Source organism: Leifsonia sp. GW821-FHT13C09, from assembly GCF_058806435.1.
Map to the genome: position 1 here is coordinate 426,113 of NZ_JBXAPS010000003.1, position 21,265 is coordinate 447,377.

Annotated in this window: 24 protein-coding genes and 1 tRNA gene; 11 read left to right on the forward strand and 14 right to left on the reverse strand. The window is 69.2% G+C overall.

Annotation, left to right across the window (positions count from 1 at the left end; genetic code table 11):
* Window positions 1–50: 50 nt before the first annotated feature.
* The 5 genes from AC1ROW_RS13520 to AC1ROW_RS13540 form a co-directional block, all read right to left on the reverse strand.
* Window positions 51–284, reverse strand: a complete 234-nt coding sequence (locus AC1ROW_RS13520) for a hypothetical protein (RefSeq protein ID WP_493019419.1) — start codon at window positions 282–284, stop codon at window positions 51–53.
* Window positions 281–715 (reverse strand): hypothetical protein, encoded by a 435-nt coding sequence (locus AC1ROW_RS13525; protein ID WP_493019420.1) that lies wholly within the window; start codon window positions 713–715, stop codon window positions 281–283. The genes AC1ROW_RS13520 and AC1ROW_RS13525 overlap by 4 nt, the downstream gene beginning before the upstream one ends.
* 85 nt (window positions 716–800) lie before the next feature.
* Window positions 801–1,091 carry a WXG100 family type VII secretion target gene (locus AC1ROW_RS13530; protein ID WP_179605143.1) on the reverse strand — a complete coding sequence of 97 codons (291 nt, stop codon included), beginning with the start codon at window positions 1,089–1,091 and terminating at the stop codon, window positions 801–803.
* A 127-nt stretch (window positions 1,092–1,218) separates the two neighbouring features.
* Complete coding sequence (locus AC1ROW_RS13535) at window positions 1,219–1,656, reverse strand: 2'-5' RNA ligase family protein (protein WP_493019463.1); 438 nt, start codon at window positions 1,654–1,656, stop codon at window positions 1,219–1,221.
* A 38-nt stretch (window positions 1,657–1,694) separates the two neighbouring features.
* Window positions 1,695–2,444, reverse strand: a complete 750-nt coding sequence (locus AC1ROW_RS13540) for a phosphoglyceromutase (RefSeq protein ID WP_493019421.1) — start codon at window positions 2,442–2,444, stop codon at window positions 1,695–1,697.
* 17 nt (window positions 2,445–2,461) lie between these two features.
* On the opposite strand from AC1ROW_RS13540, the gene AC1ROW_RS13545 reads away from it, so the two are divergent.
* Window positions 2,462–3,298: a class I SAM-dependent methyltransferase gene (locus tag AC1ROW_RS13545; protein ID WP_493019422.1), complete on the forward strand. Its 837-nt coding sequence runs from the start codon at window positions 2,462–2,464 to the stop codon at window positions 3,296–3,298.
* A gap of 207 nt (window positions 3,299–3,505) precedes the next feature.
* On the opposite strand, the gene ygfZ is transcribed toward AC1ROW_RS13545, so the two are convergent.
* The 3 genes from ygfZ to AC1ROW_RS13560 all read right to left on the reverse strand — a co-directional run bounded on the left by ygfZ (window position 3,506) and on the right by AC1ROW_RS13560 (window position 5,684).
* Window positions 3,506–4,618, reverse strand: a complete 1,113-nt coding sequence (gene ygfZ, locus AC1ROW_RS13550) for a CAF17-like 4Fe-4S cluster assembly/insertion protein YgfZ (RefSeq protein WP_493019423.1) — start codon at window positions 4,616–4,618, stop codon at window positions 3,506–3,508.
* 1 nt (window position 4,619) lies between these two features.
* On the reverse strand, window positions 4,620–5,216 hold the full coding sequence (locus AC1ROW_RS13555) for a nitrobindin family protein (protein ID WP_493019424.1): 597 nt from the start codon (window positions 5,214–5,216) through the stop codon (window positions 4,620–4,622).
* A 126-nt stretch (window positions 5,217–5,342) separates the two neighbouring features.
* Complete coding sequence (locus AC1ROW_RS13560; RefSeq protein WP_493019425.1) at window positions 5,343–5,684, reverse strand: hypothetical protein; 342 nt, start codon at window positions 5,682–5,684, stop codon at window positions 5,343–5,345.
* 146 nt (window positions 5,685–5,830) lie between these two features.
* On the opposite strand from AC1ROW_RS13560, the gene AC1ROW_RS13565 reads away from it, so the two are divergent.
* The 9 genes from AC1ROW_RS13565 to pstB all read left to right on the forward strand — a co-directional run bounded on the left by AC1ROW_RS13565 (window position 5,831) and on the right by pstB (window position 15,826).
* On the forward strand, window positions 5,831–6,523 hold the full coding sequence (locus AC1ROW_RS13565; protein WP_493019426.1) for a response regulator transcription factor: 693 nt from the start codon (window positions 5,831–5,833) through the stop codon (window positions 6,521–6,523).
* 109 nt (window positions 6,524–6,632) lie between these two features.
* Window positions 6,633–8,846: an RNA degradosome polyphosphate kinase gene (locus AC1ROW_RS13570; protein WP_493019427.1), complete on the forward strand. Its 2,214-nt coding sequence runs from the start codon at window positions 6,633–6,635 to the stop codon at window positions 8,844–8,846.
* On the forward strand, window positions 8,843–9,778 hold the full coding sequence (locus AC1ROW_RS13575) for an NUDIX hydrolase (RefSeq protein WP_493019428.1): 936 nt from the start codon (window positions 8,843–8,845) through the stop codon (window positions 9,776–9,778). Before AC1ROW_RS13570 ends, AC1ROW_RS13575 begins: the two co-directional genes overlap by 4 nt.
* 95 nt (window positions 9,779–9,873) lie before the next feature.
* Complete coding sequence (locus AC1ROW_RS13580) at window positions 9,874–10,653, forward strand: hypothetical protein (protein ID WP_493019429.1); 780 nt, start codon at window positions 9,874–9,876, stop codon at window positions 10,651–10,653.
* Between the two features lie 68 nt (window positions 10,654–10,721).
* The gene (locus tag AC1ROW_RS13585; RefSeq protein WP_493019430.1) at window positions 10,722–11,597 is read left to right on the forward strand and encodes a L,D-transpeptidase; all 876 of its coding nucleotides are present in this window, start codon (window positions 10,722–10,724) and stop codon (window positions 11,595–11,597) included.
* Between the two features lie 165 nt (window positions 11,598–11,762).
* Complete coding sequence (pstS, locus tag AC1ROW_RS13590) at window positions 11,763–12,857, forward strand: phosphate ABC transporter substrate-binding protein PstS (RefSeq protein WP_493019431.1); 1,095 nt, start codon at window positions 11,763–11,765, stop codon at window positions 12,855–12,857.
* A gap of 94 nt (window positions 12,858–12,951) precedes the next feature.
* The gene (gene pstC / locus AC1ROW_RS13595) at window positions 12,952–13,899 is read left to right on the forward strand and encodes a phosphate ABC transporter permease subunit PstC (RefSeq protein WP_493019433.1); all 948 of its coding nucleotides are present in this window, start codon (window positions 12,952–12,954) and stop codon (window positions 13,897–13,899) included.
* A complete protein-coding gene (gene pstA / locus AC1ROW_RS13600) occupies window positions 13,899–14,999 on the forward strand; it encodes a phosphate ABC transporter permease PstA (RefSeq protein ID WP_493019434.1) in 1,101 nt (366 codons plus the stop codon). Before pstC ends, pstA begins: the two co-directional genes overlap by 1 nt.
* 47 nt (window positions 15,000–15,046) lie before the next feature.
* On the forward strand, window positions 15,047–15,826 hold the full coding sequence (gene pstB / locus AC1ROW_RS13605) for a phosphate ABC transporter ATP-binding protein PstB (protein WP_493019435.1): 780 nt from the start codon (window positions 15,047–15,049) through the stop codon (window positions 15,824–15,826).
* An 84-nt stretch (window positions 15,827–15,910) separates the two neighbouring features.
* On the opposite strand, the gene AC1ROW_RS13610 is transcribed toward pstB, so the two are convergent.
* From AC1ROW_RS13610 to AC1ROW_RS13620, 3 genes are all read right to left on the reverse strand, one after another.
* Window positions 15,911–16,684 carry an anti-sigma factor gene (locus AC1ROW_RS13610; RefSeq protein WP_493019436.1) on the reverse strand — a complete coding sequence of 258 codons (774 nt, stop codon included), beginning with the start codon at window positions 16,682–16,684 and terminating at the stop codon, window positions 15,911–15,913.
* Window positions 16,681–17,241 carry an ECF RNA polymerase sigma factor SigK gene (sigK, locus tag AC1ROW_RS13615; RefSeq protein ID WP_493019437.1) on the reverse strand — a complete coding sequence of 187 codons (561 nt, stop codon included), beginning with the start codon at window positions 17,239–17,241 and terminating at the stop codon, window positions 16,681–16,683. The genes AC1ROW_RS13610 and sigK overlap by 4 nt, the downstream gene beginning before the upstream one ends.
* Window positions 17,242–17,504: 263 nt before the next feature.
* Window positions 17,505–18,134 carry a DNA-directed RNA polymerase subunit beta gene (locus AC1ROW_RS13620; RefSeq protein WP_493019438.1) on the reverse strand — a complete coding sequence of 210 codons (630 nt, stop codon included), beginning with the start codon at window positions 18,132–18,134 and terminating at the stop codon, window positions 17,505–17,507.
* 57 nt (window positions 18,135–18,191) lie between these two features.
* Here AC1ROW_RS13620 and AC1ROW_RS13625 point away from each other — a divergent pair.
* Window positions 18,192–18,264: transfer RNA gene (locus AC1ROW_RS13625), tRNA-Lys, on the forward strand.
* A 9-nt stretch (window positions 18,265–18,273) separates the two neighbouring features.
* Here the strand turns inward: AC1ROW_RS13625 and AC1ROW_RS13630 are convergent.
* The 3 genes from AC1ROW_RS13630 to AC1ROW_RS13640 all read right to left on the reverse strand — a co-directional run bounded on the left by AC1ROW_RS13630 (window position 18,274) and on the right by AC1ROW_RS13640 (window position 21,255).
* Window positions 18,274–19,434, reverse strand: a complete 1,161-nt coding sequence (locus tag AC1ROW_RS13630) for a site-specific integrase (RefSeq protein WP_493019439.1) — start codon at window positions 19,432–19,434, stop codon at window positions 18,274–18,276.
* Window positions 19,435–19,439: 5 nt separating this feature from the next.
* Window positions 19,440–19,946 (reverse strand): hypothetical protein, encoded by a 507-nt coding sequence (locus AC1ROW_RS13635; RefSeq protein ID WP_493019440.1) that lies wholly within the window; start codon window positions 19,944–19,946, stop codon window positions 19,440–19,442.
* A 424-nt stretch (window positions 19,947–20,370) separates the two neighbouring features.
* Window positions 20,371–21,255 carry a DUF4396 domain-containing protein gene (locus AC1ROW_RS13640; RefSeq protein ID WP_493019441.1) on the reverse strand — a complete coding sequence of 295 codons (885 nt, stop codon included), beginning with the start codon at window positions 21,253–21,255 and terminating at the stop codon, window positions 20,371–20,373.
* Window positions 21,256–21,265 lie beyond the last annotated feature (10 nt).

Genomic DNA, 21,265 nt, shown 5'->3' on the forward strand with positions numbered 1-21,265 from the left:
CCGCCTCGAGCTCCAGGACGGTTCCGTCTCTCTCAATACGCATTATTCGCTTACGTCACAATCTGAAGGCGATCGCCATTGCCGATGCCGAACGAGGAAATGTAGTCGTACCCGCTCACCGCGAGCGCCTTGTCGTCGAGCGCGAACGAGAAGTCGTCGGGTAGCGTCGTGCCTTTCGCCGCGAACGCTTCGCGGATCAACTGCTTCAGCCGGTCGAACCGGACGGCGCGTGGCACGAGAAGGTCGATCTGCCGGTGTCCCTGGACAAGGGTGATCTCGATCACGACGCGACCCGCCTTCTTCTCGCCCAGAGCCTTCCCAGGACGACCCCGGCCACCAGCACGAGCGGCACCACGACGACGGCCAGCACACCGACCAGCGCGGAGGACTCCTGCTGTTCCTCCCGCGAGGATGCGATCACGTCGGAGGAATAGTTCTCGAACAGAGCTGCTCTCACCGACTGGTACTGATCACCGACGGCGGGGGCCGGGGTGAAATCCAGGGCCTCTACCGCGCTGAGCCGTTCGGCCGACTTCGTCCGCTGCTCGTCCGCCCGCGCCGAGAGTCGGTCGGAGAACAGACTGCTGCGGATCGCGAACTCCCCGGACGAACCTGCCCCGACCGAGTCGTTGACCAGGACGGTGGTGTTGAGGCTCAGCTTCCCCGCATCGTCGGGATCATCGGCTGCGGCCACCACCGCCGGCGCGATCGACAACCCGACGACGAGCGCGCCTGCGGTTGCGCCCGCGCGGAGAACGCCTCTGGATCGCGGTACCCGGTGTTCGTCGCCCGTGTGCCGGCTAGAAGCCGAAGCTCTGCGCATCCTGCGCGTCACGCTCGGCGATGGTGTCTGCGTATTTGTTCAGCTGCTCGTTGATATTCACGAGCAGCTCCTCGAACTTCTTCACGCTCTCGTGCAGCTGGTTGTACTGCTCGAGATAGGCCTGGAAAGCCTGGCCCTTCCACTGCTCGGCGATGGTCGAGTTCATCTGGTTGACCTTCTGGATCGCCTGCTCGATCTCTTCCTTCGAGCGCGTGTAGACCTGAGCCTGCTGCTTCAGTTCTTCCGGCGTTACGCTGATCTGGCCCATGAGAAACCCCCTGTATCGACACAAAACGTACTACCGCATAGAGCGGAGTATTTCGGGTTCGACGCTATAAGCCCGCGCCTTTCGTGTCAAATCTCACACCTCACATGTGCCGATTCCCACCGCGTGCTCAGGCGAGAGGGACGCGTGCGGCGAGCCGGCGCACGCCCGGACCGCGTGCGACGACTGCGAGCTCGGCGAGGGAGGCATGATCGCCGGGCGCGAGTGCGGCCGAGCGCTGGTCGCTCGCGTGCGGCCGGTAGCCGGCGCGGATGTGGCGCTGGTCGGCGATGACCGCGCCGGCGGCCTCCAGCGCGTCGACGCACGCTGTGTGCAAGGCGAGAAGCGCCGGCGACGGCCGGATCAGGGTGACCGGCACGGTGCGCCGGTGACCGAACGACGCCCGGGCGCCCGCGACGATCGGGATGCGCGGCCCGTGCGGCAGCAGCGCGGCGACCGCGTCCGGCTCCAGCTCGGTCTGGAACGGCGGCACGACGGTGATGTGGAGCGGCCAGTCACCGGCCGCGAACTCCCCCGGAACGACGACGTCGCCGCCGCGTTCCGGCAGGAACGCGACGACGACGTACGACGGACTGGCCGTGCGGCCTACTTCTTGCCCTGCGCGGCGACCGCTGCGGCGCCGGCGGCGGCGGCCTCCGGGTCGAGGTACACGGCGGGCTCGATCGGCGCGAAGGTCTCGTCCAGCTTGTAGACCAGCGGAATGCCGGTCGGGATGTTGAGCTCCGCGATCTCCTCGTCGGAGATGCCGTCGAGGTGCTTGACCAGCGCGCGCAGCGAGTTGCCGTGCGCGGTCACCAGCACCGTCTTGCCCTCGGCGAGGCTGACCGTGATGTCGGACTCCCAGTACGGGAGCATGCGGGCGATGACGTCCTTCAGGCACTCCGTGCGCGGCAGGTCGTCGCCGAGGTCGGCGTACCGGGGGTCGTTCGCCTGTGACCACTCGCTGTCGTCGGCGAGCGGCGGCGGCGGGACGTCGAACGAGCGGCGCCAGAGCTGGAACTGCTCCGGACCGTACTTCTCGAGCGTCTCCGCCTTGTCGAGGCCCTGCAGCGCGCCGTAGTGGCGCTCGTTCAGGCGCCACGAGCGCTCGACCGGGATCCAGAGCCGGTCGGCGACGTCGAGCGCGATGTTCGCGGTCTGGATGGCGCGGGTGAGGACCGACGTGTAGAGGATGTCGGGCGCGAGGCCGGACTCGGCAAGGAGTTCGCCGGCGCGGGTGGCCTCGGCGACGCCCTGTTCGCTGAGCCGGACGTCGACCCAGCCGGTGAACAGGTTCTGCTGGTTCCACACACTGTTGCCGTGGCGGAGGAGGATCAAAGTGTAGGGGGTGGGCATGCGAATAATCTTGTCACATGCCTTCTCCGTCCTTCCGCGCTTCCGGCACGGTCGGAACGGTGACGCGGGGCACCACGAACACGAACCGGCTGCGTCGCGTCGACCGCTGGATCGCCGCACTTCCTGAACTGCGTCGGACGGGCGACCCGCTGGTGGTCGACCTCGGCTACGGGGCCAGCGGCGTGACGGCCTTCGAACTCCAGCATCGGCTGGCGAAGGTGCGGGCTGAGGTCGAGGTGCTCGGGCTGGAGATCGATCCGGGCCGGGTCGCGACCGCCGTCGCCCAGCTCGAGTCGGTGCGAGCCGGCAGCACCGGGTTCGACCCTGCGGCTCGAGTGGCGTTCGCGGTCGGGGGCTTCGAGGTGCCGTTGCCGGCGGGACGGCACGCGGCGGTGATCCGGGCGTTCAACGTCCTGCGCCAGTACGACGAGTCGGAGGTCGAGGCCGCATGGGACCGGATGCTCGGCCGGCTGCAGCTCGGCGGCGCGCTGGTCGAGGGCACCTGCGACGAGATCGGCCGGATCGCGAGCTGGGTCACCCTCGACCGGACGGGCCCGCAGACGCTTTCGATCTCCCTGCGGCTGCGCGAGCTCGACGCGCCGAGCGTCGTGGCCGAGCGGCTGCCCAAGGCACTCATCCACCGGAACGTCCCCGGCGAGCGCGTGCACGCCTACCTCGCCGACCTCGACCGGCTCTGGCGCGTCCATTCGCCGCTCGCGCCGTACGGGCCGAAGCAGCGCTGGATGGCGGCGGCGCAGGGGATGCGCGACGCCGGCTGGCCGATCGTCGGCGGCCGGTCGCGCTGGCGGCTCGGGGAGCTCACTGTGGCGTGGGAGGCCGTCGCGCCGGCGTAGTAAACGGAGGAGATCCGCCCTGCGGAGGCCCCGAATGTCAGCCAACGGAGGAGATCGCGGCCGCCGGAGGGGCGATGTCCTCCGTTGGCGGCGGGCGCGGGGGCGCCTCCGGTGTCGCGGGCGGAGGAGGTCGGGGCCGCCGGAGGGCGGGTGTCCTCCGTTGGCTGCGGTTTTGGGGGGCGTGGGAGAGGATGTCCTCCGTTGGCTTCAGCCGCGGGGAGTGCGGGTGACCGCGCCCAGGCGCGGGAGGTGGGGCACGTGCGCCTCGGCGCCGGCCTCGGGCGGCACCACGACCTCCTGAGCGGCCGCGACCGGCGTGCCATCGGCGTCCACCGTCAGCGTGGCCGTCGCGTCTGTGCCGCGCTTGACGACCGCGAGCGCGATCGGACCGAGCTCGTAGTGCAGCGCGGACGAGGTGACCGTCCCGACCACGCGGCCGTCGAGCGTGACCTCCGCGCCCCGGGCGGGATGGACCCCCTCGGACCCGTCGAGGTGCAGCATCACCAGGCGGCGCGGCGGATGACCGAGGTTGTGCACCTTGGCGACCGTCTCCTGACCGCGGTAGCAGCCCTTGGTGAGGTGGACGGCCGTGCGCAGCCAGTCCAGCTCGTGCGGGATGGTCCGCTCGTCCACCTCGGTGGCGAAACGCGGGCGCCAGGCGGCGATCCGCAGGGCGTCCGCCGCGAGCGTCCCGGCGACGGCCAGCTCCCCGGACTCCACCCGGGCGACGATCGACGCCAGCGCGTCCCGGGGGACGACCCGCTCGCTCCAGCTCCAGCTCGCACCGGGGTGCTCGCCGCGCGCGTACTGGTGGCCGCCGGGCGTCACCGCGTGCCAGGGATCGTGCCAGATCAGCGGTACGCCGTTCGGCGCGGCGATCGGCAGCGGAGGCTCGCCGAGCGTCCCGATCGTCGCGAGCGTCTCGGTGTGGTCGGCCAGCTCGACGCGCAGCATGAAGCGCATCGACTCGAGCCAGGCCAGCAGGCCGGCGGCCTCCGGCCGGTCGACCAGCAGCCACAGGGTCGAGCCGTCCTCGATGACCCGCACGGCGTGCTCCACGCGACCGGTGACATCGAGCAGCAGGGTCTCGGACGACTCCCCCGGCTGCAATCCCAGCAGCGACTGGCTGGTCAGCGAGTTGAGCCAGCTCAGCCGGTCCGGGCCGGTGATCGACAGCACCGCGCGGTCGGACAGGTCGACGATCGCGCCGCCCTCGAGCAGGGCGCGCTGCTCCCCGAGAGGGTTGCCGTAGTGCGCCGGGACGCCGGCGTCCGCGAGGTCCACCGCGCCGGGGAGGGAGAGGAAGGGCGACGCGTCCACGTCAGTCGACCTTGGCGAGGCGGGCGGAGGCGTGCGTCCGCAGGTCCTGGCCCAGCGCCGCGATGTCCCAGGCCCACAGGAGGTGGCCCTCCACAAGTCCGTAGAGGCGGGTCGCCGCGGTGTACTCCTTGGCGCCGGCCGTGCGCACGACGGCGTCGGTCGCGAGGTCGATGCGCGGGCCGTTCACCTGGCCGAGGTAGAGCTCGCTGACGCCGTCGGGATGGATGATCGCCACGTCGATGTCGAAGCCGCCGCTGGAGGCGCGCAACGTCTCCACAGCCTGTGCGGTGCCGAACGGCCGGGTGCCCCGACCGGGCAGCATCGCCGGGCCCGGGTCGCCCTCGACCAGCGTGCGGCTGAGCCGCCAGTAGCCGGTCTCCGCGGCGAGCGGCGCGCGGTCGTCGTCGAGCACCCACGACGTGGCGGAGTAGTTGAGGTAGGCCTCGCCGTCGTGGCTGAAGCTCATCCGCTGGCCGAACTCGAGCTGGGTGTGCTCCTCGCCGACGGCGTAGTCGACCACGCCGCTCCCCTCCCAGACCCCGATCAGCCAGGAGAGCGGGACGAGTTCGGCCGGAAGGTCGGTGGGGAGCTCGATCATGCCTAGCGCTGGCCGCGGAAGAGGTTGTAGACCACGACGCCGGAGACACCGAGGATCGCGAGGGTGGCCAGACCCAGCAGGCCGATGAAGAAGAGTTCGAGAGCGACGAGCATAGGGCCAGTCTAATCAGTGCCCGAGGGTCACGAGGCCGAGGACGCCCCCGATGACCCCGAGGATGACGAAACTCCCGGTCAGCGTGGTGGCGAGCCGGTTGACGAAGCCGTCCTTGCGCTGGGTGGCGAGCTGGGCTGCGAACGACGCGAGCACGCACACGCCGAGGGCGAGCGAGAGCCACGAGGCGTACTGGATCGGGTGGGAGAGGAAGCCGATCAGCACCCCGAGCACCAGCGCGAGCGCCCACACCCCGCCGACGCTCAGAGCGACCATCGAGCGCGGCATCGGCTCGGGAGGCGGCCCCGCCGCGGCGGCGGGACCGAGAAGGCCCGGATCGGACGGCGTCTCGCTCATCCTCCTATTGTGCCGTGCGCGGGCGGAGGCCGCCTCCCCCTGTGCTGCCTACCCTGTGTCGCCTCCCCCTCTGTGACGCCCGCGATCTGCCGCCGTAAGCGTTTCCGGTAGCATTGCCGCACGAAGACGGGCGAGGAGGGTACTGGGTGGCGCAGCTGTTGATCCTCACGTCCGCTCCCGACGCGGAGGTGCTCCCGGCTCTCGGCCTCCTCAGCCACCGCGTCCGGCAGATCCCCGCCGAGCCGGCGTCTCTGGTCAACGCCCCCGCGTGCGATCTCATCTTCGTCGACGCACGGCGCGACCTGGCGAGCGCGAAGTCGCTCTGCAAGATCCTCACCACGACGGGGATCACCGTCCCGCTGCTGCTGGTGCTCACCGAGGGCGGCCTGACCGCGGTGAGCGCCGACTGGGGCGTCAACGATGTGGTGCTCGACACCGCCGGGCCGGCGGAGGTGGACGCCCGCATCCGGCTGGCGATCGGCCGGCAGACGCAGGAGCACTCGCAGACGAAGATCCAGGCGTCCGGCATCACCATCGACGAGGCGAGCTACTCGGCCAAGGCGCACGGGAAGGCCCTCGACCTCACCTTCAAGGAGTTCGAGCTGCTGCGGTTCTTCGCCACGCACCCCTCGCGGGTGTTCACGCGCGAGCAGCTGCTGAGCGAGGTGTGGGGCTACGACTACTTCGGCGGCACCCGCACGGTCGACGTCCACGTGCGGCGACTGCGGGCCAAGCTGGGCGACCTGGAGTCGCTGATCGGGACGGTGCGCAACGTGGGCTACCGCTTCAACGTGTACGAGGACGAGAACGACCGGTTGCCCTCGACGGCGCGGCCCTGACGCCTCCCGGGCGCCGAGGCCTCCTCCACAAATCCGACCGGGCGGCCGTTTCTCCACAGTTAACCGAACCCCGTGCCGCCTGCCGGGCGTGCGGTGCCATGATGGGGGCATGGACGGCGAGCGCACTGCACTGGACAACGGCCTACTCGACAACGGGCTGAACGGCAGCCTGGGCGGCGACTTCGACGACGACTTCGCTCCCTTCATCTACGAGCCGGACCCGACGCTGCCGGACAACCGCTACCTCGACCGCGAGCTGAGCTGGCTGGCGTTCAACCAGCGGGTGCTCGAGCTGGCGGAGGACCCGCTGCTCCCGGTGCTGGAGCGCGCCAACTTCCTCGCGATCTTCGCCAGCAACCTCGACGAGTTCTTCATGGTCCGGGTCGCCGGTCTCAAGCGCCGGATCGCGACCGGGCTGGCCGTCCCGACGAACGTCGGCCGCGCGCCGCAGGATGTCCTCGCCGACATCTCCGAGAAGGCGCACGAGCTGCAGGTGCGGCACGCCAAGGCCTACCGCGAGCTCGTGCTGCCCGCCCTCGAGGAGGCCGGGATCACCGTGTCCTCGTGGGACGAGCTCGACGAGGCCGACAAGGTGCAGATGCGCGAGGTGTTCTCACAGCAGATCTTCCCGGTGCTGATGCCGCTCGCGGTCGACCCGGCGCACCCGTTCCCCTACATCTCCGGGCTGTCGCTCAACCTCTCCATCCGCGTGCGCAACTCGCGCACCGGCAAGGAGCAGTTCGCGCGCCTCAAGGTGCCGCAGATGCTGCCGCGGTTCGTGCGCATCGACCAGCGCGAAGGGCTCGGCCAGGTGCGCTTCCTGCGCCTCGAGGACTTGATCGCGAACCACCTCGGCGACCTCTTCCCCGGCATGGAGATCCTCGACCACCACGTCTTCCGCGTCACGCGCAACGAGGACGTCGAGATCGACGAGGACGAGACCGAGAACCTCATCCAGGCACTGGAGCGCGAGTTGCTGCGCCGCCGCTTCGGGCCGCCGATCCGGCTCGAGGTCACCGACGACATGGACGATGTGACGCTCGGGCTGCTGGTTCGCGAGCTCGACGTCACCGAGCAGGAGGTCTACCGCCTCCCGGCTCCGCTCGACCTCGGCGGCCTGTTCGATCTGTCGCGCATCGACCGGCCCGACCTGCACTACCCCAACCACGTGCCTACCACGGCGCCGCAGCTCATGCCGAGCGAGCCGAACGCGAAGCCCGATGTCTTCGCCGCCGTCGCGCGCCAGGACATCCTGCTGCACCACCCGTACGAGTCCTTCGCGACCAGCGTCCAAGCGTTCCTGGAGCAGGCGGCCGCCGACCCGCACGTGCTCGCCATCAAGCAGACGCTCTACCGCACCTCGGGCGACAGCCCGATCGTGGAGGCCCTGATCGACGCGGCGGAGGCGGGCAAGCAGGTGCTGGCGCTGGTGGAGATCAAGGCCCGCTTCGACGAGCAGAACAACATCTCCTGGGCGCGCAAGCTCGAGAAGGCCGGCGTTCACGTCGTCTACGGGCTGGTCGGACTCAAGACGCACTGCAAGCTCGCGCTGGTCATCCGCGAGGAGAAGGGCGTCCTCAAGCACTACAGCCACATCGGCACGGGCAACTACAACCCCAAGACCTCCCGGATCTACGAGGACCTCGGCCTGCTCACCGCCGACGACCAGGTCGGCAAGGACCTCACCCGGCTCTTCAACGAACTGTCCGGCTATGCGATCGAGAAGAAGTTCAAGCGCCTCCTGGTCGCCCCGCTGCACCTCCGCAAGGGCCTCCTGAAGCGCATCGACACCGAGGCGGCGAACGCGGCGGCGGGCCGGCCCTCCGGTATCCGCATCAAGCTCAACTCCATCGTGGACGAGGCGATCATCGACGCCCTCTACCGCGCCAGCCAGGCCGGCGTGCCGGTGGAGCTGTGGGTGCGCGGGATCTGCGGGCTCGTCCCCGGGCGCGAAGGCCTCTCGGAGAACATCCGGGTCCGCTCGGTGCTCGGCCGCTACCTCGAGCACTCGCGGGTGTTCTCGTTCGTCAACGACGGCGACCCGCACGTCTACATCGGCAGCGCGGACATGATGCACCGCAACCTCGACCGCCGCGTGGAGGCACTGGTGCGCCTGGCCGACCCCGAGCACCTCGCCGAGCTCGACCGCCTGTTCGACCTCGCGTTCGACGAACGCACCGCTGCGTGGACGCTCGCGGAGGACGGCGTCTGGACCCGCCACCACCTCGACGAGAACGGCGCCCCGCTGACCGACCTCCAGACGAAGCTGCAGCAACAGGCCGCCCACCGTCCGCGCTCGGCCCGCACGGGAACCAGGCGGTGAGCCTCGCCGTCTACGCCGCGGGCGCCCTTTGCTGGCGCGTCGTGGACGACAAGATCGTCGTGCTCGTCGTGCACCGCACCAAATACGGCGACGTGACCATCCCGAAGGGCAAGGTCGATCCGGGAGAGACGCTCCCCGAGACGGCCGTGCGCGAGATCCTCGAGGAGACCGGCCTCGCCATCACGCTCGGTGTGCCGCTCGGCACGTCGGCGTACCCGCTCAGCTCCGGACGGGAGAAGATCGTCCACTATTGGGCGGCGGAGGTCGCCGATCACGCCATCGAGCGGTCGACGTTCGTCCCGAACACCGAGATCGCGGCGATCGAGTGGGTGTCGCTGAAGAAGGCGCGCAGCTACCTCACCTACGAGCGCGACGTGGAGATCGTGGAGGCGTTCGAGGCGCTGACGCGCCAGGGCGTCACCTCCACGTTCGCGCTCATCGCGCTGCGCCACGGCAAAGCGGAACCGCGCGGCAACTGGTCGGGGCCCGACGCCTCCCGCCCGCTCACCGAACGCGGCGTCCGGCAGGCCGCCGCGGACGTGCCGACTCTGCTCGCCTGGCGGCCGAAACGCCTCCTGACCAGCGACGCGGTGCGGTGCGTCGCCACTGTCGCGCCGCTGGCCGCCGCAACCGGTATCAAACCGCAGCGGGAGCCGGGCCTCAGCCAGGACGCCTACGAGGAGGGCACGGCCGACGTCCGCGGGATCATCGGGAAGCGGGTGCGCTCGCGCAAGACGGCGGTGCTCTGCAGCCACGGACCGGTCCTGCCCGAGATCCTGCGCGAGATCGCGCTGGCCACAGGCACGATGCCGGGCGGCTACCTCAACGACGCGGCCGACCTCGACACCGGCGGGTTCTCGGTGGTGCACCTCTCGGCGACGAACCCGTCGTCGGGGATCGTCTCCATCGAGACGTATGCTCCCGTAGACTGAATGAAATACTGATCTTTATTTGAGATTCCTCAGCGTATGACGCTAGATTGGCACGGTCGTCCCAGTCGGAACGGCCGTACCAACCAAGGGGAAGCATGCTCTCTACCACTCGCACGCGCCTGACGCTCGGCGCCGCAGCCGCGGCCGCCGTCATCGGCGGGCTCTTCATCGCCGCGCCGGCGAATGCCGCCACCGGCGAGCTCACGCTCGCGAACTCCACCTTCACCGCCGGCGACTGGGGCACGGGCCTCGACGTCTCCGGGTCCGGCTTCACTGCGGACGCGACGGTCACCATCACGGTGACCTACACCGACGGCTCCATCGTGCTCGGCAGCCAGGACGTCACCGCCGACGCGTCCGGCGCCTTCGTCGACGAGGTCTTCACGCCGAGCTCGAGCCTTCCGCTCCCCGTGGACGGCGCGGACGTGGTCGTCTCCGCCTCGTCGGACGCGGGCGACGTCTCGAACGCGGTGACGCTCGACATCCGCGCCCCGAAGGGCATCGCCGCCAACAGCGGCACCGTCACGACCGAGGATCTGACCGACCCCGAGGTCGGCGTGCAGATCACCGCCGCCGGGTACACTCCCGGCGAGACCGTCACCCTGTCCGCCGTCTACAACGGCGAGACCCTGCCGGCGCGGACCTACACCGCCGACCGCAGCGGAAGCGTCTTCGTCGCGGTGTACCTGGCGCAGGGCACCGCCGAGGCCGGTCAGCTCGTCTTCACTCTCACCGGTGAGACGTCGGCAGTGGCACAGTCCGTCACCATCACCGTCACCGGCGACACCATCGAGCAGCCGGGCGTTCCGGCCCCGGCGCCGGTCCCCGAAGCCGCTCCCACCACCACGGGCAAGCTGCCAGTCGTGAGCGGCTGAGAGCCGGAACGACCGCATGACGGGGTGGACGCGTTCAGCGTCCACCCCGCTTCTCGTCGGAGCAGTCGATGAAACGCCTTCCTCCCGCGGCGACCGCCGCACTCGCCGCCCTCCTCGCCCTCGCCACCCTGTCGGCCTGCGCCCCCGGGGTGCCCGAGGCCACCACCACCGCGACCGCCTCGCGGACGCCCAGCGCCGCTCCCGCCGGCCCCGCCGTTCCTCCCGGGCTCACACCGTCGGCGATCGCGGCGCTGCCGGCCGCCGAGTACGACGCCGTGATCCCCGGCCTCCTCGCCGCACCGTCCGAGCCGAGGATCACCACGGCGTCCACTGTCGCGTTCGACACCCCGGTCTACGGCGCGGACTTCAGCACCGCCGTCGCGCGCATACCGGCCAAGGACTTCCTCGGCAAGCCGACCGTCGTCGTCCCCGTCGCGACGAAAGGGGCCTGGTCGATGGTGCTGACGGCCAGCCGCCGGCTCCTCCCCTCGCAGGCCACCGACGGCGCCGCCGCCCCCGCCCAGACGGCCGCATGGCTGCCCACCTCCGCACTCGGAACGCCCATCGCGCTCCCGCACCGCGTGGTCGTGTCCGTGTCCGCGCAGACCCTCAGCATCACCGACGCCGACGGAAAGGCGGAGCAGATCTTCCGCGTCGGGGTAGGCACTCCCGAGACGCCGACACCGACCGGAACGACCGGCTATCTCCAGGCGCGCTACCTCGATCCCACGCAGGGCCAGTCGGTCCACCGCATCCAGCTCACCTCGCTCCACGCGACAGCGGCGGACGAGCCGTACGGCGGGTCGGACGGCGGCCTCATCGGCATCCACTACCAGGACATCGCGTCCGGAGCCGTCTCCCACGGCTGCATCCGGTTGGGCGCCGAGGCGATCGCCGCCGTCGACCGGCTGCCGCTCGGAACGCCGATCGCAGTTCAGGACTGACCACGCTCAGATGCGCACGAAACTCATGCGTGCGCATCAAGAGGCCACTGGTCGTTAACCTTCCGTTTACCACTGCGGGGGACTCTGGACAGACACCAGGCATAGCGTCACACCCGGGTCGCACCGACCCCGTCCTGTTGTTACTGATCCCCGGAAGGGACAACTGTGAAACTGAAGCGTCTTGGCGTTCCCGTGGCACTTCTCGCCGCCGCCGCCATCTCCCTCACCGCCTGTGCGTCGAACGAGGGCAGCACCCCGGCGACCACCACGGCCAAGCCGTCCAACCTCTCCGGCACGCTGAACGGTATCGGCTCGTCCGCTCAGGGCGCGGCTCAGACCGTCTGGACGGCCGGCTTCCAGCAGGCCAACCCCAAGGTCACTGTCAACTACGACCCGCAGGGTTCCGGCGCCGGCCGCAAGAGCTTCATCGCGGGTGCGGCGGACTTCGCCGGCTCCGACGCGGCCCTCAAGACGGAGGAGCTCGCCGGCACGTTCGCAGGCTGCGCCGCGGGCGCCAAGGGCATCGACCTGCCGGTCTACATCTCCCCGATCGCCATCGCGTACAACGTCGACGGCGTCAAGGACCTCAAGCTGGACGCCGACACGATCGCCGGCATCTTCTCGGGCAAGATCACCACGTGGGACGACCCCAAGATCAAGAGCCAGAACTCGGGCGCCACCCTCCCGTCGGCTCCGATCACGGTCGTGCACCGCTCCGACGACTCGGGCACCACGCAGAACTTCACCGACTACCTCGCGCAGAACGCACCGACCGTCTGGACCGCTCCCGCGGCGCAGACCTTCCCGTTCCAGGTCGGCGACGCCGCCAAGGGCACCTCGGGTGTCGCGGACGCCACCAAGAACGCGAAGAACTCGATCACCTACATCGACGAGTCGGGCTCGGCCGGTCTCTCGATCGCGCAGCTGAAGGTCGGCGACACCTACACCAAGATCAGCGCCGACGGTGCTGCCAAGGTCGTGGCCGCCTCCCCGATCGCCGATGGCCGCGCGGCCAACGACCTGGCCATCAAGATCAACCGCAAGGACACCTCCAAGGGCGCCTGGCCGCTGGTCCTGGTCTCGTACGTGATCGCGTGCCAGCAGTACAAGGACGCCGCCAAGGCGGACCTGGTCAAGGGCTACGTCGACTACATCATCAGCGGCGACGCCCAGAAGGCCGCCTCCCAGCAGGCCGGCTCGGCTCCGCTGTCGAGCGACCTGTCCGCCAAGGTCAGCAAGGCTGCCGCCAGCATCAAGTAACACCCCGGCCGCTCGGCCTGGACCGGATACCGGTCCAGGCCGAGCGGCGCATCACACTCACCCCGGACGGGGACCCGATGAGAGAAAGCAACGAATGACCGCCGGAACCGCAGGAGCCATCAGGCCGAAGGCGAAAGTCCGCCTCGGCGACCGCGTCTTCTCCACCTCGACCGTCGTGGCCGGGTCGCTGATCCTCGCCACCCTCGCCGCCGTCGCGCTCTTCCTCATCATCCAGAGCATCCCCGCTCTGGGCGCCGGCGCCGGCCAGCTCCCCAACAACGCGACCAACTTCTGGTCGTGGGTGTGGCCGCTGGTCTTCGGCACCATCTGGGCGGCGATCATCGCGCTCATCATCGCCACGCCGCTGTCGATCGGCATCGCCCTCTTCATCTCGCACTACGCTCCCCGCCGCGTCGCGCAGACCCTCGGCTACATCATCGACCTGCTCGCGGCCGTCCCGTCTGTCGTGTTCGGCCTCTGGGGCATCGCGACGCTGTCGTCGTTCGTCCAGCCCTTCTACGCCTGGCTCGGCGAGTACGTCGGCTGGTTCCCGCTGTTCGCCCCGCCGGTCTCCGGCACCGGCCGCACCATCCTCACCGCCGCCATCGTGCTGGCCGTGATGGTCATCCCGATCATGACGGCGATCTGCCGCGAGATCTTCCTGCAGACCCCGCGCCTGCACGAGGAGGCCGCGCTCGCGCTCGGCGCGACCAAGTGGGAGATGGTCCGCATGGCGGTCCTCCCCTTCGCCCGCAGCGGCATCGTCTCCGCGATGATGCTGGGCCTGGGCCGCGCGCTCGGCGAGACCCTGGCGATCGCGATGGTGCTCTCGCCGGCGCTGATCGTGAAGTTCGCCGTCCTGCAGGCGCAGAGCCCGAACACCATCGCCGCCAACATCGCGCTGCAGTTCCCCGAGGCCACCGGCATCGGCGTCAACGCGCTCATCGCCTCCGGCCTCGTGCTGTTCGTCGTGACCCTGCTGATCAACATGCTCGCCCGTTACATCGTCAGCCGCCGCGCGGCCTTCTCTGGAGCGAACTGATGGCCGCCACCACCACGACCGCGACCGCTGCCCCCCGCCCGCTGACCAACTCGTACACCGCCGGCAAGCTGCCGCGGTGGGCCCCCTGGGTGATGCTCGCCGGCTCCTGGGCCGTCCTCATCGCGGTCTTCGCGATGCTCGCGGCCAGCGGCGCCACCAAGGGCTTCAACCCCGTCGGCGCGATCTTCTTCGGCACCGTGCTGTTCGACATCGCGATCTACACGACGTCGCTGCTGGTGGAAGGCAGCCGCAAGGCCAAGGACCGGCTGGTCACTTCGCTCGTCGCCACGGCGTTCATCATCGCGCTGCTGCCGCTGATCTCGCTCGGCTGGACCGTCGTCGTCCAGGGCCTGGCGCGGTTCGACATCACGTTCTTCTCCGAGTCGATGCGCAACGTCATCGGCGAGGGCGGCGGCGCGCTGCACGCCATCGTCGGCACGCTGGAGATCACGCTGATGGCCGCGATCATCTCGGTGCCGATCGGCCTCCTCACCTCGATCTACCTGGTCGAGTACGGACGCGGCGTCCTCGCGCGCGGCATCACCTTCTTCGTCGACGTGATGACCGGCATCCCCTCGATCGTCGCCGGTTTGTTCGCGTACGCCCTCTTCGCTCTGTTCTTCGGCCCGGCCATCCGCAACGGCTTCATGGGCGCGGTGGCGCTGTCGGTGCTGATGATCCCGGTCGTCGTGCGCTCGAGCGAGGAGATCCTGCGGATCGTCCCCAATGAGCTGCGGGAGGCCTCCCTCGCCCTCGGCGTGCCCAAGTGGCTGACCGTCGTCAAGGTCGTGCTTCCGACGTCCCTCGCCGGACTCGTCACCGGTGTGATGCTCGCCATCGCCCGCGTGATCGGCGAGACCGCGCCGCTGCTCATCGTCGCCGGCTTCACCACGAGCATGAACTATGACCTCTTCAACGACCGGATGATGACGCTGCCGGTGTTCGTGTACACGCAGTACACGCAGGCGGCCGGCCTGCACGCGCAGGCATCCATCGACCGCGCCTGGACCGGCGCGCTGGCCCTGATCATCATCGTCATGCTCCTCAACCTCATCGGCCGGATCGTCGCGAAGGTCTTCGCCCCCAAGTACGGCCGCTGACCGCGGACTCCACAGCTTCAACCCGAAGAACGCAGACAAGGAAAAACGTGTCCAAGCGCATCGAAGTCAACGACCTCAACGTCTACTACAGCAAGTTCCTCGCCGTGGAGGGCGTGTCGCTCACCATCGAGCCGCGGACGGTGACCGCGTTCATCGGTCCGTCCGGCTGCGGCAAGTCGACGTTCCTCCGCACCCTGAACCGCATGCACGAGGTCATCCCCGGCGCCTACGTCGACGGCGAGGTGCTGATCGACGGCAACAACCTGTACGGCGCGGGCGTCGACCCGGTGCTCGTGCGCCGTCAGGTGGGCATGGTCTTCCAGCGCCCGAACCCGTTCCCGACCATGAGCATCCGAGACAACGTGCTCGCCGGCGTCAAGCTCAACAACCGCCGGATGTCGAAGAGCGAGTCCGACGACCTCGTCGAGAAGTCGCTGCAGGGCGCGAACCTGTGGAACGAGGTGAAGGACCGCCTGAACCTCCCGGGATCCGGCCTGTCCGGCGGCCAGCAGCAGCGCCTGTGCATCGCACGCGCCATCGCGGTCTCCCCCGACGTGCTCCTCATGGACGAGCCGTGCTCGGCCCTCGACCCGATCTCCACCCTCGCGATCGAGGACCTGATCGAGGAGCTCAAGAACGAGTACACGATCGTGATCGTCACCCACAACATGCAGCAGGCGTCGCGCGTCTCCGACCGCACCGCGTTCTTCAACATCGCGGGCACCGGCAAGCCGGGCAAGCTCATCGAGTACAACGACACCAACATGATCTTCTCGAACCCGACCCAGCAGGCCACCGAGGACTACGTCTCCGGCCGCTTCGGGTGATCCGCCCACGGCAGGAGCGAGGCCCACGGGATGTCCCGTGGGCCTCGCTGCGTCCGGGTGCTTCCGTCGCGGGTCGGCTCTCGCTCAGGTGGTGATCGCGACGATCGGTTTCGTGGTCGGCTGCTTCGACCCTCCCGCCGGTTCGACCGTCACGCCGACGGTGTCGCCGGGGGCCATCGTGCCGCTGAGGACCCGCCAGGTCGCGATGTGTCCGCTGGAGTCCATGGTCCCGGCCGGGGTCGCCGCGCCGTCGCGCATGTACCAGAGCTCGTAGGTCTTGCCCCCGGCGAGCGGGGGGAGGTCGGTGGCGACGAGCGCGGACCGGCCGAGCTGGGCCGACCAGACGAGCGTCGCCGTCCCCCCACCGGTGATGGCGGCGCTGCTGCGCTGCGTGTCCGGAGCGGCGTTGAGGGCGGCCAGAGCGGCGGACTGCTGCTGTTGGTAGGAGTCGGTGCCGCTGAGTGCGACGCCCGCGAATGCGCCGGCGATGAAGAGGACGACGGCAGCGGCGGCGGAAGCCAGGATGATGCCGGGGCGCTGGAACCAGCGGCGGGCTGCGCGGCGCTCGGCGGGGGTGGCGGCGGGCGCTGCTGTGCTCGGTGCTGTCTGCTCGGGTGATGCCTGCTCGGGTGCTGTCTGCTTCGGTGCTGCCTGCTCGGCCACGGGAGCGAGCTGCGGCGTCTCGGCGATCTTCGCGAAGAGCGCGGCCTTCAGCGCCGGCGGCGGCTCGACGGGGTCGGCCGAGAGGGCGAGCTGTGCGGCCACCTCCTCGAAGTCCTGCGCCTCCGGGGCGTCCTCCGCCCCGAGGCGGACGCCGAGGCGCGCGGGGTCCACGACGTCGCGTTCGTCGTCGGTCATCGTGTCACCCCCAGTTCGTCGCGCAGGCGTATCATCGCATCCCGCAACCGGGTTTTGGCTGTGCCGAGGGGGATGCCGAGCTCGGCCGCGAGTTCACTCTGGGTGAGCCCGCCGTAGTACGCGAGCGCGACGGCCTGGCGCTGCGCTTCGCTCAACTTCGCCATCGCCACCTCCACTCGCTCGTGCTCCACCCGGACCTCCACGGTCTCCGCCACCACGTCGAACGCGGTGGGCAGGTCCCGGATGCCCACAGCGGTGTCCCGGTCGTGCGAGGCCTGGGACGCGCGGATGCGGTCGATCGCCCTCCGGTGGGCCATCGTCAGGATCCAGGTGAGCGCTCTGCCCTTATTCGGATCGAAGCGCGCAGCGGATTGCCACGCCTCCAGGAAGACCTCCTGGGCGACCTCCTCGGACTGGGCGGCGTCGATCAGGATGCGCCGGATGAGGCCGAGCACGCGCGGCGCCGTGCGGTCGTAGAAGTCCGAGAACGCGCGCTGATCGCCCTGCGCCGTGCGCAGCAGGAGGCCGTCGAGTTCGGCCGCCGAGGCGTCGTCCACCGTTTTGTTCTCCGCTCGTCGCCGCTCGATGTCGTCCTCGACGATAGTCCAGCCTGCGGCGAGCGCGCCCGCAACAGGCGGAAGGGCATGAAAGAGCCGGACCGCAGAACGCCTCTCGGCGCGAGGCCGCTCGAAGCGGCAAGTATTGGAGCCCGGGGTTACTGCGGTCCGGCTTCGTCAAGTGTACAGGAGGCTCAGGCGGCCTTCACGGCGTGGCGTTCGCAGGGAGAGAACGCCGGGCGGGAATATCCCACGGTGTCCGCTCAGTCGAGCGAGTCCGTCCGCCAGAGCCGGGCGCAGGCCGTCAGTTCCTCGGCGGTGCGGGTGAACCGGAGGGCGCGCGTGGTCAGCTCGCTCGCCCGCTCGGGATCGAGCGACTCCCGGTCGTCGGCCACGGACAGGCATCCGGCCGCCGTCACCCGGCAGAACGCGGCCGCCCGGTCGAGCGCGACCGCGAAGTCGCCCTCGAACACCCCGCGCAGGATGCGGTCGGCGAGCTCGGTGACCTCCCCCGGGCCGGCCGGTGTGGGCGCGCCCGCGACGACGGGGTCGATGGAGGCGATGACCTCCGTGCCGCGCTGGTACAGCAGCGCGGTGCCCTCGGCGTCCTGCCGGATCAGCAGCCGCAGCAGGTAGATCCGCCACAGCGCGCCCGGCAGGCTCTTCGGGTTGGACCGCGCCCACAGCTCGGCGATCGCGTCGATGCCGTGCTCGTCCGTGTAGGCGACCAGCCGGTCGACGATGTCGGGATCGGGGTCCTCACGGACCCGCGCGAGCAGCGCCTGCGCGGTCTCGTGGGCGACTTTGCTGATCTGCGCGGGATCGTCCCCACCGAGAAACGCCTCGAACATCCCCCCGGGAAACAGCGTGGGCTTGTGATAGCGATCCGGCATCCCCCCATTCTGCCCCGGCACGGAGAGGTACGGAATCCACGCTAGATTAGAGGGCGAGGGCCTCTAGCTCAGTCGGTAGAGCATCGGACTTTTAATCCGCGGGTCGTGGGTTCGAGCCCCACGGGGCCCACCCAGTAAATCAAAGGGATCCAAGCCCATCGGCGGCAGATTCGGAAGCCGCGTTTTCGGGATTTGCCCACACTTTGCCCACAACTTCCGGAGATCCAAGACGGCTCAATGCGTCTCCAACGGCATCCAGGTCATCGTCGAAGAGGTCGGCGTAGACATCGAGGGTCATCGCGGCTGAGGCATGGCCGAGCATGCGTTGCACGGCCTTGACGTTGGCACCCGCGGAGATGGCGAGGCTGGCGGCGGTGTGGCGTAGGTCATGGACCGTCGGGCGGAGCAGGTCGGGATGGTTGTCGGCCAGGGTGTCGGCGGCCTTGTCGAAGGCTTTGCGCTTCCAGTTGTTCACGCGGAGCGGGCGTCCGTAGGGCGAGGTGAAGAGCAAGTCGCGTGATTTCTTCGACGCGACGAGCGCCCGCAGCTGGTCGGTCAGGAAAGACGGGAACGGCACGCTTCGCTGCTGATGGTTTTTCGGCGAGCCGTACACCAGCCGCCCATCGGTGAGCTCGACCACGGCTCGGTCGACCTGGACGCGTCGGCGGTCGAAGTCGACGTTGCGGCACTCCAATGCTGCGAGTTCTCCCCAGCGGAGGCCGGTGTAGCCCAGGAACAGCACTACAAGGCCCTCTGAGTCGCACAGAGCGGCCAGCTCGTGCAGTTGGGCATGCGTGAGGTACGGATGCTTCTTAGCGCGGATACGGGGCAGTCGGATGCCGTCGGCGGGATTGCGGCCGAGGCGGCCGTCCCGCACCGCGTACTTCAGGATCATCGAGAAGACCCGATGATACGAGCGGACGGTGCGGGCACCGACGCGGCTGTTCTCGTCCGAGATCCACGACTGGATGTCCGAGTGGGTGATCGCGTTCAAGGGCGTGGTTCCCCACCGCGGCTGCAGCCGCCTGCGCGTGATGGAAACGTAGCCCTGCAGTGTGCTCGGCTTCACCTGCACGAGCGAGTCGATCCACTTCTCGCTCCAGGTCTCGAAGTTCACGCCGGCGCGCGCTGCCGGCACATAGTCGCCGCGCGCCTTCGCCAGCTCAAGCGATGCCAGGTACAGCTCGGCGTCGCGCTTGGTGCGAAAGCCGCGCTTGTCGGTCTGTTGGTGCCCGGGCGTCCGGTAACGGACTCGGTAGCGCCGCCCAGCGACGGTTTCGTACGCGCTTATGCTCCCCATCGATCTCACCCCAGACTCGAGTCTCCAACCGTGCACCGACACTCCATGGCGCGCGGGAGGAACAGCTCGGAGAACTCGTCCCTCACCTGCACGTTGTCGTCAGCCGTTGGATTTGGCGCGCAGACCTCACCCTTGGCAGGAATCGCACAGCTTTCTGGTCCGCCCCGACGCCCGATGATGGCGCGATGAGAGACCGTGTCAAGGGCGCTGCGCGTCGCTCCGCGATGCAGCGAAGCCGCACCCTTGACTCGGTCTTTCAGGGCGCGAGGATGCCTTGGGCGGGCCGGACCAGGTTCAAACGGCACCACCGAGGAGATCAAGGCCACGTCAGGGCCGACGCCCAAAATGATCGAGAACGAGATGACCTCCGGCACGAGTGCCAACGTGGTCACCATGCCGGCGAGGACCTCGGTGGTCAGCAGCCGCGGCCGGCGAAGCACCGCGGCAACGGGTACCTGCCCGTTCGACAGACGGAACCCGGTCGATTCAGGTACGGAGAGAGCGACGGGCATCAGCGGGTGCGCTGGACGGCCGCGTACGACCGCGCGGCGGTCCTTTCGGCAGCGGGAGAAAACCGAGCGGCCCGCTCGTCGGAGCGGCCGCGATGGTCATTCGGGTCTACGGTCACCAAACCCGGGGCGAGCGTGATGATCGGGGCCTATTCCTCTTCCGCCCCCGCCGCATGCGGCTAACCACTGGACGGCCGCTCCGCACGAAACGGCGAAGAGCCCCGCGGCGACCGCTAATGCGGCAAGGATGACGAGAGGAATCCCGCAGGAGAAGGTCGCTTCGAGGGTGAACGCCACCACGATTTCACCCGCGGTGTTGAATGCCAGAGGCCCGATGGGATGCTCGCGCGATGAAAAGCGCGCCATCACGAGAAGTCCTGGCACAAGGCTCAGGAAGACCGACACTGCATAGAAGAGCGCTCGCCCCTCACATCCGCTCTTTCACGCCGGCACGGATCAGCAGCCAGTTCACTGGGTAACTCGTGGCAAAGCCCGCGAGCATCGCCCACTGCATCGCGAACCAGAACTCCGGCGAGTTCACCGGCGCGCGCCCACCGCACCACGCGGGAAACAGCACCAGCTGTATGAGGGCCATGAACCCGAACATGCCGACCTGCCATGCCGTGATGGAGGCGGCGTCGGCCTTGATCGCATCGAGCAGGCTTCGCCCGGCGCTCTGGTCTCGCATCGGTGCGATCGCGAAGTACTGGAAGGCGATGCCGATCACGAAAGCGAGCACGAAGTCGATCACCCAGACGGCGAACATCTTGTCCTCGAAGAACCACCCCCAGCCGCCCAGCACCGCCACGAGCGGGATCGCGAAAGCCAGCCATTCCGCGATGAGATCGCCCAGGGCACAGCCTGCGCCACAGTGACTGGTGCCCTTCGCAACGGAAACGCCCATCGACGCGTCCTCGTCATGGTCGCCGCCGGTTTTCGCCTCGCCCCGTCCTTGGGACAGGTAGAAGGCGAGTCCCAGCAGGCCGGCGAAGAGCATCGTCACCGGCCAAACCACCGCCATCACCCTCATGGGTTGCGGCCGGCGGATCACGTCCACCGCCGTCCAGGCCGCACATTCGACACCGATGAGGAGCGAAGTCAAGGCAACAGCCGTGAACCAGAGGGGAAAGTGTGCTAGCGGTGGCGTGATCGGATCCTTTCGTCGCCGCGAGCGAGTCGTGTACAGTTGCAACTGTTGCATGAATGCATCAGTCACCGTACCCCAGCTGCGCTCCGGGTCAACGCCTCCCGTCGACCCGCCATCGGTGCACGCCATGAGCGGGCCGATGTGGATGCCGATGTCGCCGCCCACCTTCGCTCGG